General features: G+C 72.5%; 13 protein-coding genes. 5 read left to right on the plus strand and 8 right to left on the minus strand.

Features of this window, described 5'->3' with window-relative positions:
* The first annotated feature begins 203 nt into the window (after positions 1–203).
* The 3 genes from ABZ478_RS14515 to ABZ478_RS14525 all read left to right on the plus strand — a co-directional run bounded on the left by ABZ478_RS14515 (position 204) and on the right by ABZ478_RS14525 (position 3,915).
* Positions 204–944 (plus strand): class I SAM-dependent methyltransferase, encoded by a 741-nt coding sequence (locus ABZ478_RS14515; protein WP_359548998.1) that lies wholly within the window; start codon positions 204–206, stop codon positions 942–944.
* Positions 945–1,201: 257 nt separating this feature from the next.
* A complete protein-coding gene (locus ABZ478_RS14520) occupies positions 1,202–2,293 on the plus strand; it encodes an NlpC/P60 family protein (protein ID WP_359548822.1) in 1,092 nt (363 codons plus the stop codon).
* 320 nt (positions 2,294–2,613) lie between these two features.
* Positions 2,614–3,915 carry a fused response regulator/phosphatase gene (locus ABZ478_RS14525; RefSeq protein ID WP_359548825.1) on the plus strand — a complete coding sequence of 434 codons (1,302 nt, stop codon included), beginning with the start codon at positions 2,614–2,616 and terminating at the stop codon, positions 3,913–3,915.
* 19 nt (positions 3,916–3,934) lie between these two features.
* Here the strand turns inward: ABZ478_RS14525 and ABZ478_RS14530 are convergent, their stop codons facing one another.
* From ABZ478_RS14530 to ABZ478_RS14540, 3 genes are all read right to left on the minus strand, one after another.
* A complete protein-coding gene (locus ABZ478_RS14530) occupies positions 3,935–4,285 on the minus strand; it encodes a DUF2516 family protein (RefSeq protein WP_359548828.1) in 351 nt (116 codons plus the stop codon).
* 106 nt (positions 4,286–4,391) lie between these two features.
* On the minus strand, positions 4,392–5,036 hold the full coding sequence (locus tag ABZ478_RS14535) for a hypothetical protein (RefSeq protein ID WP_359548829.1): 645 nt from the start codon (positions 5,034–5,036) through the stop codon (positions 4,392–4,394).
* 75 nt (positions 5,037–5,111) lie between these two features.
* Entirely contained in the window at positions 5,112–5,597 is a 486-nt protein-coding gene (locus tag ABZ478_RS14540) for a helix-turn-helix transcriptional regulator (protein ID WP_358937083.1), read from the minus strand.
* Positions 5,598–5,763: 166 nt separating this feature from the next.
* Between ABZ478_RS14540 and ABZ478_RS14545 the strand changes: the two genes are divergently transcribed.
* Positions 5,764–6,711 carry an aminoglycoside phosphotransferase family protein gene (locus ABZ478_RS14545; RefSeq protein ID WP_359548831.1) on the plus strand — a complete coding sequence of 316 codons (948 nt, stop codon included), beginning with the start codon at positions 5,764–5,766 and terminating at the stop codon, positions 6,709–6,711.
* On the opposite strand, the gene ABZ478_RS14550 is transcribed toward ABZ478_RS14545, so the two are convergent.
* From ABZ478_RS14550 to ABZ478_RS14565, 4 genes are all read right to left on the minus strand, one after another.
* Positions 6,647–7,162, minus strand: a complete 516-nt coding sequence (locus tag ABZ478_RS14550; protein ID WP_359548833.1) for an HAD domain-containing protein — start codon at positions 7,160–7,162, stop codon at positions 6,647–6,649. The genes ABZ478_RS14545 and ABZ478_RS14550 overlap by 65 nt on opposite strands.
* A 79-nt stretch (positions 7,163–7,241) precedes the next feature.
* Positions 7,242–9,326, minus strand: a complete 2,085-nt coding sequence (locus tag ABZ478_RS14555; RefSeq protein WP_359548835.1) for an aminoglycoside phosphotransferase family protein — start codon at positions 9,324–9,326, stop codon at positions 7,242–7,244.
* A gap of 534 nt (positions 9,327–9,860) precedes the next feature.
* Positions 9,861–10,610 carry an HAD-IA family hydrolase gene (locus tag ABZ478_RS14560; RefSeq protein ID WP_359548837.1) on the minus strand — a complete coding sequence of 250 codons (750 nt, stop codon included), beginning with the start codon at positions 10,608–10,610 and terminating at the stop codon, positions 9,861–9,863.
* Positions 10,610–11,461, minus strand: coding sequence for a GntR family transcriptional regulator (locus ABZ478_RS14565; protein WP_359548839.1), 852 nt, complete (start codon positions 11,459–11,461; stop codon positions 10,610–10,612). Before ABZ478_RS14565 ends, ABZ478_RS14560 begins: the two co-directional genes overlap by 1 nt.
* 157 nt (positions 11,462–11,618) lie before the next feature.
* Between ABZ478_RS14565 and ABZ478_RS14570 the strand changes: the two genes are divergently transcribed.
* Positions 11,619–11,807 (plus strand): hypothetical protein, encoded by a 189-nt coding sequence (locus ABZ478_RS14570; RefSeq protein ID WP_359548842.1) that lies wholly within the window; start codon positions 11,619–11,621, stop codon positions 11,805–11,807.
* Between the two features lie 15 nt (positions 11,808–11,822).
* Here ABZ478_RS14570 and ABZ478_RS14575 read toward each other — a convergent pair whose 3' ends face one another.
* A complete protein-coding gene (locus ABZ478_RS14575) occupies positions 11,823–12,734 on the minus strand; it encodes a winged helix-turn-helix domain-containing protein (protein WP_359548845.1) in 912 nt (303 codons plus the stop codon).
* Between the last annotated feature and the right edge of the window lies 1 nt (position 12,735).

Genomic DNA, 12,735 nt, shown 5'->3' on the forward strand with positions numbered 1-12,735 from the left:
GCTTCGCTCAACCGTTCGACAGCGGGGTGCGTGGGTGGCCGCCCGGCGACGGGCGCGGAGGCGACGGCACGGCCCCGCTTACCCTCGTAGGCATGACCGCCCGCGCCACGCCCCTCCCCCACGCTCGGCTCCGCTCGAGCGGGAGGACCCCCGTCGTGGGGAACGTGACGCGCGGGACCACCAATCCCAACCGGCTGCGCCGCATGGACCGCTGGATCGCCGCCACGCACGGTGCCGCGCTGCGCCGGGCGGCCGATCCGGTGGCGATCGACCTCGGGTACGGGGCCGCGCCCTGGACCGCGGTGGAACTGCTCGGCCGGCTGCGCACCGTCGCACCCCGCGCGCGCGTGGTCGGCGTCGAGATCGAACCGGAGCGGGTCGCGGCCGCCAGGCCGTACGAGCGGGACGGGCTGGCCTTCCGGCACGGCGGCTTCGAGATCCCCGTGCCCGGGCGCCCGGTGCTGGTGCGGGCCGCCAACGTGCTGCGGCAGTACGACGAGGACCAGGTGGCCACCGTGTGGCAGCGGCTGTGCGCGCGGCTCGCGCCGGCGGACGGCGGCTCGCCCGGAGGCCTGCTGGTGGAGGGGACCTGCGACGAGATCGGCCGGCGGCACGTCTGGGTGGCGCTGGGCCCGCAGGGCCCGCGGACGGTGACCTTCGCGACCCGGCTCGGTTCGCTGCAGCGGCCCTCCGACCTCGCCGAGCGGCTGCCGAAGGCGCTGATCCACCGGAACGTCCCCGGTGAGCCGGTGCACGCCTTCCTCCGCGACTTCGACCGCGCCTGGGCCGCCGCCGCGCCCTACGCCTCGTACGGCGCCCGCCAGCGCTGGATCCGCGCGGTGCGGGACCTCACCGCCGACTGGCCCGTGACGGACTCGGCCGCCCGCTGGCGGCAGGGAGAAGTGACCGTCGCCTGGAGCGCGTTGGCGCCGCGCGCCCACTGAATCCGCGTGAACCGGCGTGAAGCGGGCGCCGGGAACGATCTCGGTGCGTCGTTCGTCACACCGTCGAGAAGATCGTCGTACCCGACGCCGGCCTGGGGAGACGCACGGAGGGGCGATGGGTGACCGAGGCGTGCGCGAGGGCTCGGAGGGCGGACGGAAACCCGACTTCCCATGACCTCTGTCGTTTTGCGCGCCGCCATGGCACGATCCATCGGACGACCACAAGTTACTGACGGTTAACCAGCTTGGGGGACTGTATGGGGACGGGCAAGCGCGGCCTGCTCATGGCCGCCGTGACCGTGGTCTGCGCGGTGACCGTGCTGTCGGCGCCCGGTACGGCGTTCGCCGCTCCGACGCCCACACCGAGCGGCAGCGCGACACCCGGTACGTCCCCGAGCCCGGCACCTCCGCCGAACAAGGACCTGGAGAAGGTCCGCGCGCGACTCGACCGGCTCTACCACGACGCGGCCGTGGCCACCGACGCCTACAACGCGGCCGAGGAGAAGACGAATAAGCAGTCCGCCCGGATCGCCGCCCTGACCAAGAAGATCACCGAGGGCCAGGAGAAGCTGGAGCGGCTCAGGAACCAGGCCGGCGCGTCGGCCCGGGCCCAGTACCGCACCGGCGGACTGCCGCCCACCGCCCAGTTCCTGCTCAGCGACGACCCGCAGCGGTTCATCGACGGCGCCGGGACCGTGCTGAACGGCCAGCGGGCCACCAACAAGCTGCTCGGTGAAATGACCCGCACCCAGGCGGAGTTGCGGGACTACGCCGACGACGCCTCCGCCCAGTGGAAGAAGCTCGAGGTCAACCGCAAGGCCAAGGCCGCGGCCAAGAAGCGGATCAAGCGGCAGATCTCGGAGGCCGAGCGGCTCGAGGACCGGCTCGAGGAGAAGGAGAAGGAGCGGCTGGCCCAGTTGGAGGCGGAGGCCGCCGACAAGGCGCAGACGGAGTGGCTGGACACCGGCGTCCTGGACGACATCAGGACGAAGGCGTCCAAGCAGGGCCGCGAAGCGGTGGAGTTCGCCACCGCCCAGCTCGGCAAGCCGTACGTGTGGGGTGCCGAGGGCCCCGACTCCTTCGACTGCTCGGGCCTGACCTCCCAGGCCTGGGCCGACGCCGGCCGGCCCATCCCGCGCACCTCGCAGGAGCAGTGGAAGCAGCTCGAGCACGTCGACATCGAGGACATGCGCCCCGGCGACCTCATCATCTACTTCGACGACGCCAGCCACGTCGCGATGTACGCCGGGGACGGCCGGATCATCCACGCCCCCCGGCCGGGGCGGACGGTGACCGTCACGGGCGCGGGCACCATGCCGATCCTGGGCGTCGTACGGCCGGACGCGTGACGCAGGTCATGTGACGGCCCGCACGCCGGGCGCCCCGCGGCCGCCCAGGGGCCCCCTCGGCGCCCGCCGCCTCGCGGCCGTGTGACCCACCGCACGGCCAACCCCCCGCGCAAACCGGGGCGATACGTGAGCTTCGTCATCCCCGCCGCGCGGGCGGCCTGTCCAACTGCGTTACCAATCGCGGCATATGACAGCGGCCTGCGCGTGAGCGACGCGGCTCACACCATTCCATCGAGGTGGGCAGTGCCGCTATGGTCACCCGTCGGTGGGTCGAGGTCCCTCGCCCCACCTGCCCTCGGGGGGAGGGAAGGAACCAGACGATGCCCGTACCCGTACCGCGGCAGAGAGCGATCCCGGCCGTGGAGAGTGGTCAGGCGCAGGCCGTCGCCCAAGGCGGCCCCCTCAAGGAAGAGGCTCACCGCAACGCCACGGCCGGCGCCAACAGCGCCACTCTCACCCTGCTGCTGATCGAGGACGATCCGGCAGGCCTGCCGATCGTGCCCGACATGCTGGACCCCTCCGGCAGGCCGGTCCGTGTCCGCACCGCCCGCAACCTCACCGAGGCCGAGCGACTGCTCACCGACGACGTCCACTGCATCCTGCTGGACCTCGCGCTCCCGGCACCCGGCCGGCCGCACGGCGAGGACGCCGACGAGCTGGCCGTGCTCCGGCACGTGCTGCAGCTCGCGCCCCGGCACGCCGTGCTCGCGCTGACCGCCTCCGGCGACGCCGAGCGCGGCGCCGAAGCCGTGCGCGTCGGCGCCCAGGACTATCTGTTCCGGGACGAGCTGGACGGCCGGCTGCTCAGCCGTGCCATCCGCTACGCGGTGGAGCGCAAGCGCTCCGACACCGCCGAGCGGCGGCTCGCCGAGGGCAGGCTGCGCGCCCAGGAGAACCGCCGGCTGGAGCGGGGCCTGCTGCCCACGCCCCTGCTGGAGGGCTCCTCGCTGCGCTTCGCCGCCCGCTACCGGCCGGGCCGCTCCCGTGCCCTGCTCGGTGGCGACTTCTACGACGCCGTACGCACCCCCGACGGCACCGTGCACGCCATGATCGGTGACGTCTGCGGCCACGGCCCGGACGAGGCCGCGCTCGGCGTGGAGCTGCGCATCGCCTGGCGCGCGCTGACGCTGGCCGGGCTGTGCGGGGACGAGCTGCTGGGCACTCTTCAGGAGGTGCTGGAGCACGAGCGCGCGGACGAGGAGATCTTCGCGACGCTGTGCACGGTGGACATCGCCCCGGACGGCCGCCGGGCGGGCCTGTGCCTGGCCGGCCACCCGTCGCCGCTGATCGCCCGTCCCGGCCGGGCGCCGAAGCTGCTGCCGTACGAGAACAACGGCCCCGCCCTGGGCCTGCTGCCCGGTGCCCGCTGGCCCCGGATGCAGGTGGAGCTGGGCGCCGAGTGGAGCCTGATGCTCTACACCGACGGCCTGATCGAGGGCCGCGTCGGCACGGACGGGGAGCGGCTCGGCCAGGACGGCATGGTGGACATGATCCGCCGCCAGCTGGCCGAGGGGCTGCGCGGCGAGAATCTGCTGCGGGCCGCCGTGAGCGAGGTCCGTGACCTCAACGGCGGCGAGCTGACCGACGACGTCGCGGTGGTCCTGCTGGACCGCACGGCGTGATCACCCGGCGGTATGCCGTTCAGCGGCCGCCGTTGTACGGACCGTAGGGGCCGTCGCTGCTGCTTCCGCCGCGGCGGCGGCCCCAGCCGCTGCCGCCGCCGGAGACCTGCTTGAGCGCGGGACGCACGTCGACGATGTAGATGATGCTCGCGATCACACCGGCGATCGGCAGGATGGACAGGAGCGAGAACAGGTAGCTGACCACGAGCGCGATGCCGAGGATGATCAGCCAGAAGACCTTGTTCTGCTTGTCGGCCGCGCGGAAGGCGTCCTCGCGCCGGAAGGCGGCGTCGAACAGCCCGAACGCGGCGAGGGCCATCATGACGATCTTCAAGATCCCCATGAACCCCGCGAAGCCCAACATCAGCATGCTGTCCACCGCCCGTTGTCTGCCGATCCGTACGCGGCCACCGTACCCGTAGAACGGGCCGGGCACCCCAGAGGTGCCCGGCCCGTTCAGGTCCTGCCGGACGTGTTCACTTGGCCGGCGGGGTCGTCTTCTTGGCGGTCGGGGTGACCTTGCGCGGCGCCGGGGCCTTCTTCGCGGCGGAGTCCTTGGCCGCGGGCTCCTTTACGGCGGACTCCTTCACCGCGGGCTTCTTCGGCGTGACGGGCTCGGTCCTGACCACGGCCGGCTTCGGCTCGGTCCGGACCTCGCCCGGCTCGGGCTTGCCCTCGACGGCGATGGCCAGGTCCTCGATCTCCTCGGCGGCCTCACCGCGCCAGTTCCGCACGGTCTGCTCACCGTGCTCGGCGACCTTCTCGTAGGCCTCGCGCGCCTTGACGGCGTACTCGGCGGCGACGCCGACCCCGCGCAGGGCGAGGTCCTGGGCGTTCTCGCCGAGCTTCTTCAGGTCGACGTCGAGGGTGCCGATGAACTCGTTGACCTTGGTCTGCAGGGTCGTCTGGGCCTCCTTGGCCCGGCTGGCGGCCCGCTCCTGCACGGCCTTCGGGTCGGTGTTGCGCACCGCGTCGATACGGGCCGGCGCCTCGGCGCGCAGCTGCTCGACCAGGGCGGGCACCTTCTTGGCCTGCTGGAGCGCGAGGTCGGCGGTGCCGGCGGCGAAGTAGAGCGGCTTCGGGTCGCTGAGGGTCTTGCGCAGGTCGTCGGTGATGGCCATGGTGATGGTCCTCCCGGATTCGCGTTCGGCTGAGGTTGGTGTGTCCGCGGTCTGGGCGGCCGGGCCCTGGTCCGGCTATCCGGCCGTCCGCCGCGGACCGGCATCACTGCCGCCGGCCGTGCGGGTGCCGCGTTCGGCGGTGTCGCCCGGGACATCGGTGCCGTCGGTCCGCTCCGCCGCCTCCCCGTCCTCCGCCGCCGGCTCGCCGACCCCGAATCCGTTCTCCTTGCGGAAGGACTCGTAGATCTGGAGCAGCACCTGCTTCTGCCGCTCGTTGAGCGAGGGATCGGCGAGGATGACGGCGCGCGTCTCCACCTCGTCCCGGTCCCGTTCGGCGTCGAGGATGCCGGCGCGGACGTACAGCGTCTCGGCGGAGATGCGCAGCGCCTTGGCGACCTGCTGGAGCACCTCCGCGCTGGGCTTGCGCAGCCCGCGCTCGATCTGGCTCAGGTACGGATTGGACACCCCGGCGGCATCGGCGAGCTGCCGCAGCGAGAGCTGGGCGTTTCGCCGCTGCTCGCGCAGGTACTCACCGAGATTGCCGACGTTGAGCGATGCCATGCCTCCACCATGCCGCACTTCCGCTAACAATTGCAAGCATCCGCTTGCAAGAGTGCGCCACGCCACCCGGGGACTTCACCCGCTCGTCGCAGTGCGCCCCGGCTCGGGGACGCGTCACCGCGGAAACTCGGTGGCGTCCCGCTCCCCCGGCCGTGAGACTGCCGCGGTGACGCTTCACGAGGACGAGATCCCGGTCGACGAGACGCTCATCCGGTCACTGCTGCGGGCACAGCGCCCGGAGTGGGCCGGCCTGCCGTTGGCGCCAGCGGGCGCCGGCTCGGACAACACCATGTACCGGCTGGGCGACGACCTGCTCGTACGGCTCCCGCGGACCCCCGACGGGCGGTCCGTGCGCAAGGAGCAGGAGTGGCTCCCCCGCCTGGCACCACTGCTGCCCTGCCCGATCCCCGAGCCCGTGCACGCCGGGACGCCCACCGACGCCTTCCCCGTCGCCTGGTCGGTGCACCGCTGGATCGACGGCGCCGAGGCCGGCCCGGACACCGTGCGGGACTGGGCGGCCTTCGGCGCCGACCTGGCGGCGGTGGTGCGGGAGCTGCACGGCATCGACCTCATGGGGGCGACACGCGCCGGGGACCTGAGCTGGTACCGCGGCGGCCTTCTCGGGCCCTGCGACGAGTGGGTCAAGGCCGCCTTCGAGGACTGCCGGGCCGCCGCGGGCGCGGAGCTCGACGTCGACACCCTGGAACGGATGTGGCGGGCGGCGCTCGCCCTGCCCGACCCCGCCGGCCCCCATGTGTGGCTCCACGGCGACCTCAAGCCGACCAACCTGCTGGTCCGGGACGGGGAACTGCACGCGGTCATCGACTTCGGAGCGCTCTCGGTCGGCTTCCCCGACGCCGAGCACGCTCCCGTGTGGGACCTGCCGCCGCGAGCGCGCCAGGCCTACCGGGACGCCCTGGACCTCGACGACACGACCTGGGCGCGCGCCCGCGCCTGGGCGATCGCGGTGGGGGTCAGCGGGATCTCCTACTACTGGCACACCTGGCCCGCCTTCGTCGCCGAGTGCCGGGCCCGGCTCCAGGCGATCCTCACCGACGCCGCGACCGGCCGAGCGGCCGGGCCGACAGCCGCAGCCAGTCCGCCACGGCGGTGAAGTCGGCACCGGTCAGGCCGTACCGGTGGTCGACCCGGTGGAGAAGGGCGGGCGCGGGATGGTGGACGGCGACCCAGGCGCGGTCGGCCTCGGTCAGCTCGTCGTCGATCCAGACGAACGGGCGGCCCGCCGCCCAGGCGACCAGCGGGCGGGTCTTCCAGTGCAGCAGACCGGGCGGCTCGTCCTCGTCCGGCCACCGCACGACCGGCAGCGCGGGCAGCCCCAGCCAGGGCGCCAGGCACGCGTTGGCGTCGTCCATCCAGGTCGTCGCCCACACCAGTTCACAGCCGAGACCGCCGAGCCGCGCGCCGAGCGCCGGGTCGACGCGGTTCAGCAGCGGATGGCCGCCCGCGTCCGGCGGCCCGGCGCGGCCGCGGTCGTACACCGGATAGGCCCGGTCCGCCGCCCCGAACGGGATCAGCGGCCCGTCGACGTCGAGGAAGAGCAGCATCACCGTTCAGGATGCCCGCATCCGCCGGCTCCCGCGCCCGCCCGGGGACGAAGCCGGGTTCGCCGGGGCGATGGCCCCCTCACGCCAGAGCGCGGGCCAGATAGGGGTTCACGATCGGGCGGCGGGTCGGCAGGCCGAGGGAGGCGGTCGCGGCGGCCAGGGTCATGGCGTACGAGTCCACGGCCCGGCGGACGTTGGGGGCGTCCAGGCTCGCGCCGGTCACCAGGCGGTCGAGGTCCACGTAGGCCGACCGCACGATCTCGATCCAGCGGTAGACCCGCCAGTCCTGCTGCCAGTCGACGGTGTGCCCGGGGCGCAGCAGCTTCTGCCAGCGCTGGAACATGCGGTCCCGGATCTCCGAGCGGGTCGGGGTGAGGTGCATGTGCCTGACCAGGTCGTAGAGCGGGTCGCCGACCACCGCCATCTCCCAGTCGATGATCGTCAGCGCCAGGTCGTCCGCGCGGCGCACGAGGTTCCACGGGTTCAGGTCGCCGTGCAGCAGGGCCGGCTCCCGGCGGCTCACGGTGTGCCGGGCCAGGATCTGCCGGAGCCGGCCGGCGTCGGGCAGCCCGAACAGCCGCGCCAGTTGCTGGGACTCCTTCGGCAGCTCCTCCACCAGCAGGACGAGCTGCTCGCTCAGCCAGCCGTAGAAGTCACCCTCGCCGGCCGCCGGGTCGAGCTCCTTGTAGCTCACCCGCGTCAGGGCGTGGAGCTGGTCCACCAGCCGGTCCGCCTCGTGCGGCAGCAGGCCGTGGACGGGGTGGTCGGGCGGATGCTCGCCGTCCCGCGGCCCCTCGTAGGTGTGGATGGCGAACTGTTCCCCCTGGTAGCTGGTTCCCAGGGCCAGGAACCTGGGGGCCGCCACGCCCACGCCGGCGAGTTCGATGGCCCGGAGCACGGCGTGCTCGCTCAGGAAGCCGCGCTCGCGGCGGCAGACGTTGGCCACCTTGCGCCGGACCACGACGGCGAAGTCGGTGTCGGGGACCCGCACCACCGAGTTGAGGTGGCCGGTGCCCTTGAAGACCCGGCTGGCGGGCGTGGCGCCCTCCGCGAACAGGGCCTGGCGCACCGCGGAGTGCGGGAAGTCGGGGTGCTCGGGGACGCGTTGGTCCTGGTGCCAGTCCCTGATCTTGGCGGACAGGCCGAGGCCCCCGTTCCGCGCGGCGCGCCAGCGGAAGAGGATCCGCTCGATCTCGCGTGCGTCCGGCAGGTTGCCGAGTCCGAGCGGACCGGCCGCCGTCTCCAGGGCGCGCCGCACCGCCGCGGTCGCGTCGTCCAGGCTCTTCTGGTCCGGCGACGCGTGCAGCGAGTCGGCCGCCCGCATCACGTCCGGGTAGACCGACTGCGCCCGCTCGAAGGCGATGTAGTGGCGCAGGTCCTTGGCCAGCCCGTTGACGGCCGCGGGACGGATCAGCCGCATGGCGTCCGCCCAGGCGTCGATCACCTCGTTCCACTGGTGCGGCGGGTACTGCATGCGGACCAGGTGGGTCGCCAGGTCGTGCAGGGGGTCGCCGTAGGTCGCCAGCTCGAAGTCGACGCAGATCAGGGGCGGGTCACCGCCGTAGGACATGATCACGTTGTCGCGGTGCAGATCGGTGTGGAGCAGGCTGTAGGGCCGCCGGGCCATGGCCGGGACCCGCTCGGCGAACCGTGTCAGGGCGTCCTCGGGGATGCCGAGCGCGGCGAACAGTCCGCCGAAGCCCGGCCAGTTCGCCCGCCTGATCTGGCGGTCCGCCAGGTGGGCGAGCGTCTGCAGGAAGCCCTGGCTGTCCTTGTCGTTGCGCGGCCAGGCGGCCGGCAGGGGCGGCAGCGCCTCCCTGCGCACCTGGGCCATCCGGGCGAGCAGACCGGCCAGGGCTTTGACGAGCAGGGCGTCGACCGGCTTGCCGTCCTCGCACACGCTGGACAGTGGCACACCCTCGACGTAGCTGTGGATCGCGTAGCCGTCGCCCCTGGCCAGGCACTGCGGGACGTGCGGCAGGATGCCCCTGATGGCGTCCAGGATCGCCGGCTCGTCCTGCCACGTCCTGATCACGACCGGCAGCGCGTCGCCCCGGCGGACCCGCACCGTCACGGAGGTGCCGGTGTCACACCCCAGCAGGCGCCGCACGTCCTCGGTGACCGGCAGCACGTAGTTCCGGTTGTGGTGCCCGCTGCTCGCCACGCCCCGTTCGGCGGCTCTGCGTACGAATGCGCTGATGGCGCCGGGCCAGGCGCCTTCCCCGGGGTGCCGACGGGGAAGAGAGGGTGCGCCCACTGGCCGCTCCGGGTGATTCGCGCGAGAGAGACGGAAGGTATGCCAAACATTAGGTGCAGGTGATTCGAGGCACGACCAGAATCGGCCTCGAATGGTCACAACGGGTGGTCTGCCGGGCTTCGAGGCCGGTCGCCGGGCGTGTTGGTTCGCCGTCTCCATGCGCGGGGAACAGACCGACCGGTTCAGCGGTGCGGGAATGCTAGCGCACGGGGGCCGCCCTCCGGGGCGCCCGGCGCTATTCGGCGAGGCGGTCCCAGACCGAGTCGAACCACGTCTGCGTGCTGTCGTCGGAGCGGTTGCCGAACTCTCCCTGGGCGCGCGGGCGCAGACCAGGCTCGGCGCTGTCGGTGTGCTGCTCCTGACCGCCGTGGCGGTGGGCATACGGGCGCGCCGGGCCGGCCTCGCCGTCGGGGCCGCCGTGGTCCTCACCCCGCTGATGACTCAGGCCTGAGCCCGCACCTGCCTCAGCACCGACCGCAGCGAACGCACGGTGCGCGTGGCGCCGGCCTCCCGCAGCAGCTTCTCCTTGCGCTCGTTGCGCGCGTAACCGAGGAAGGGAACCCCGGCGCGGTTCGCGGCGAGCAGGTCCGAGGGCGTGTCGCCGATCATCAGGGCGGCCCCGGGGGCCGCGCCCATCGCGTTCAGGGCACGGTTGAGACAGTGCGGGTCGGGCTTGAGGTGATGGAGGTCCTGGCTGCGACCGTAGATGTGCGGGGTGAAGCAGTCCACGAGGCCCCGGCCCGCCAGGTATTCGCGCACCACGCGCGGTGAGTTGTTGGTGGTGATGGCGAGCCGCGAGCCGACCGCCGTCCAGGTGCGGATCAGCGGATCGGCGTACGCGGTGGGCATCGCCGACCCGGTGGCCCGCAGCTCCTCCTGGGTGAGACGTTCCTCGAGCTCAGCGACCAGGTCGCTGCCGGGGTGCCTGCGGTCCACGGCGCGCAGGACGACGTGCGGGTCCAGGGAATCCCGCTCCTCCCGCGTGAGCAGGCCGTGCAGGCCCCGGCTCTCCAGCCACCGGGCCAGGTCGGTCGCCACGCGCTCCGCCGAGTGCCCGGCGAAGAGCCGGCAGATCGGCCCGTCGAAGTCCCACAGCACGACACGTGCGCGTCTGATCAGATTCCGCAGTTCCTCGGTCTCGTCCTCGGTCTCTTCCGTCACCGGTTCGGTCCGCGTCGCATCAGAAGTCACTAGGAGAGTGTCAGGTCCGTCGTGATGGTTTCCCAGAGGGCGTCGAACCACTTCTGCGATTGCTCCACGAATGCCGCGTCCCGCTGACCGGCCCGCTTCTCGAAGGAGAAGAGCAGGGACTCGGAGCCGAGCGTGTCGTACATCTCCAGCGTGCCGGAGTCGGTGGGCTCCTCGCGGCGGGTGACCATGTAGTGCGCGAAAAGCGCCTCGCTCCCGTTGAGCAGGTACAGCTTGACCGGCGGGGTGAACGGCAGGGCCCGGAAGGTGACCTGGACGTCGATGTCGTGCGTGGAGCGCAGGGCCCGCAGGTTGTACCGCAGCACCTGGCCCTGGGCGTTGCGCATCTCCAGCCAGCGCCGGTGCACGGGGTCGTCGTCGCCGTGCGCGTCCACCGAGACCGGGAAGGCGAGGTTGATGTCCCGGGACGGCAGCAGGATGCGCACGTCGATCCGGCCGGGGCGGATGCGGCCCTCGTGGATCAGCCGGAGCGGTTCACCGAGGGCCGGGATCAGGCTCTGCGCGGTCAGGCACACGGCGTCGATGCGGACGTGCGGGGCCGCGAACGCCTCGGTCAGCCGGGGAGCGAGGCCCACCATCGTCGGCTGGGGCCCGTCATGGGCGGGGGCGGGCTCGGCGACGCGCGGGGGGCTGCCCTTGCTGACGCCGCTGAGCAGACCGTCGTCCGCGAGCATCCGCAGGGCCTGGCGTACGGCGCCCCGCTCCACGCCGAACTCCACCGCCAGCTCGGCCTGGGTGGGCAGGCGCGCCCCCGCCTTCAGGGCGCCGGTGCGGATACGTTCCCGCAGGACTTCGGCGATCTCCCGGGACGTGAGCCGTCTGCTGCCGTTCACTGCCACGTTCTCCTGAGCCACAACCAAACGCTACAACCCTGATCCATCTGACGGGAGTTGTCGCCAAGTTGTTTATGAGTATGAGCCAAGTGGGGACAACTTAAACACAGTTGGTTGCCAACTTGGTCGAGTTGGCACACCGAGAGGGGGAACGTCCATGCCTGTCCTCGCGCTCCTCTGCGCCGTCCTCGTCGTCGGCTTCGAACAGCTCGTCGAATGGAGGTACGGCGCCACCGGTCTGGTCGGCCTGCTGCTGCTCTCCGTGGGCATCAGGGCCAAGAGCCCGGCGGTCAGCTCCGCCGGGGCCGTGCTGCTCGCCCTTCTCCTCGCCGGCCCGGCCCTGTGACCGGTGCCGCGGACCTCAGGACGTGAGCAGCAGATCCGAACTGATCGTCTCCCACAGTGCGTTGAACCACAGGTGGGACTGTTCCACGAACGTGGTGTCGCGCGGGTCCGCACCCTGCGCGAAGGGAAACAGCATCGACCGCGTGCCCTCGGCGTCGTAGAGCTGCAGGTGCTCGTGGTCGATCTCCCGCTCGCGGCGGACGAGCGTGTAGTAGGCGAACAGCGCCTCGCTCCCGTTGAGCAGGTACAGCTTGACCGGCGGGGTGAAGGGCAGGGCCCGGAAGGACACGCGCACGTCGATGCCGTGCGTGGTGCGCAGGGCGAGCAGGTTGTCGCGCAGCACCTGGCCCTGGGCGTTGCGCATCTCCAGCCAGCGCCGGTGCACGGGGTCGCCGCCGCCGTGCGCGTCCACCGAGACCGGGAAGGCGAGGTCGATGTCCCGGGACGGCAGCAGGACCCGCACGTCGATCTTGGCCGGTTTCAGCTGTCCGGCGTGGATCTGCCGGAGCGGCTCCCCGATCGCCAGCGTGAGCGAGACGGACGTCAGGCACAGGGCGTCGATCTCGACGTGCGGGGCGGCGAAGGACGCCGCGATGCGCGGTGCGAGGCCCACCATGGTGGGCTGCGGCCCGGCCGCGGCGCCGGCCACGGGCCCGGCCTGCTGGGCGAGGGCGGCCACGATGGCGGGGGCACCCTTGGAGACGCCGGTGAGCAGATGCTCCGACTGCAGGATGCGCAGGGCCTGGCGCACGGCTCCGCGCTCCACCCCGAACTCGTCGGCCAGCTTGGCCTGGGTGGGCATGCGCTGGCCCGGCCGCAGTTCCCCGGACCTGATCCGGGCGCGCAGTTCGTCGGCCACCTCGCGGTGTGACGTGCGTGACCGCTGTGGCCTCTTCCGCCCATTGGCGGGGGCGTGTTCCGGGTCCACG

This window comes from Streptomyces sp. NPDC005706, assembly GCF_040631045.1.
Lineage (GTDB): Bacteria > Actinomycetota > Actinomycetes > Streptomycetales > Streptomycetaceae > Streptomyces.

Bases quoted from the DNA above. Each gene is read 5' to 3' on its own strand.
- ABZ478_RS14550 (WP_359548833.1), bottom strand. From the start codon at position 7,162: ATGCTGCTCTTCCTCGACGTCGACGGGCCGCTGATCCCGTTCGGGGCG.
- ABZ478_RS14530 (WP_359548828.1), bottom strand. From the start codon at position 4,285: ATGCTGATGTTGGGCTTCGCGGGGTTCATGGGGATCTTGAAGATCGTC.
- ABZ478_RS14570 (WP_359548842.1), top strand. From the start codon at position 11,619: ATGCCTGTCCTCGCGCTCCTCTGCGCCGTCCTCGTCGTCGGCTTCGAA.
- ABZ478_RS14520 (WP_359548822.1), top strand. From the start codon at position 1,202: ATGGGGACGGGCAAGCGCGGCCTGCTCATGGCCGCCGTGACCGTGGTC.
- ABZ478_RS14525 (WP_359548825.1), top strand. From the start codon at position 2,614: ATGCCCGTACCCGTACCGCGGCAGAGAGCGATCCCGGCCGTGGAGAGT.
- ABZ478_RS14515 (WP_359548998.1), top strand. From the start codon at position 204: ATGGACCGCTGGATCGCCGCCACGCACGGTGCCGCGCTGCGCCGGGCG.
- ABZ478_RS14535 (WP_359548829.1), bottom strand. From the start codon at position 5,036: ATGGCCATCACCGACGACCTGCGCAAGACCCTCAGCGACCCGAAGCCG.
- ABZ478_RS14540 (WP_358937083.1), bottom strand. From the start codon at position 5,597: ATGGCATCGCTCAACGTCGGCAATCTCGGTGAGTACCTGCGCGAGCAG.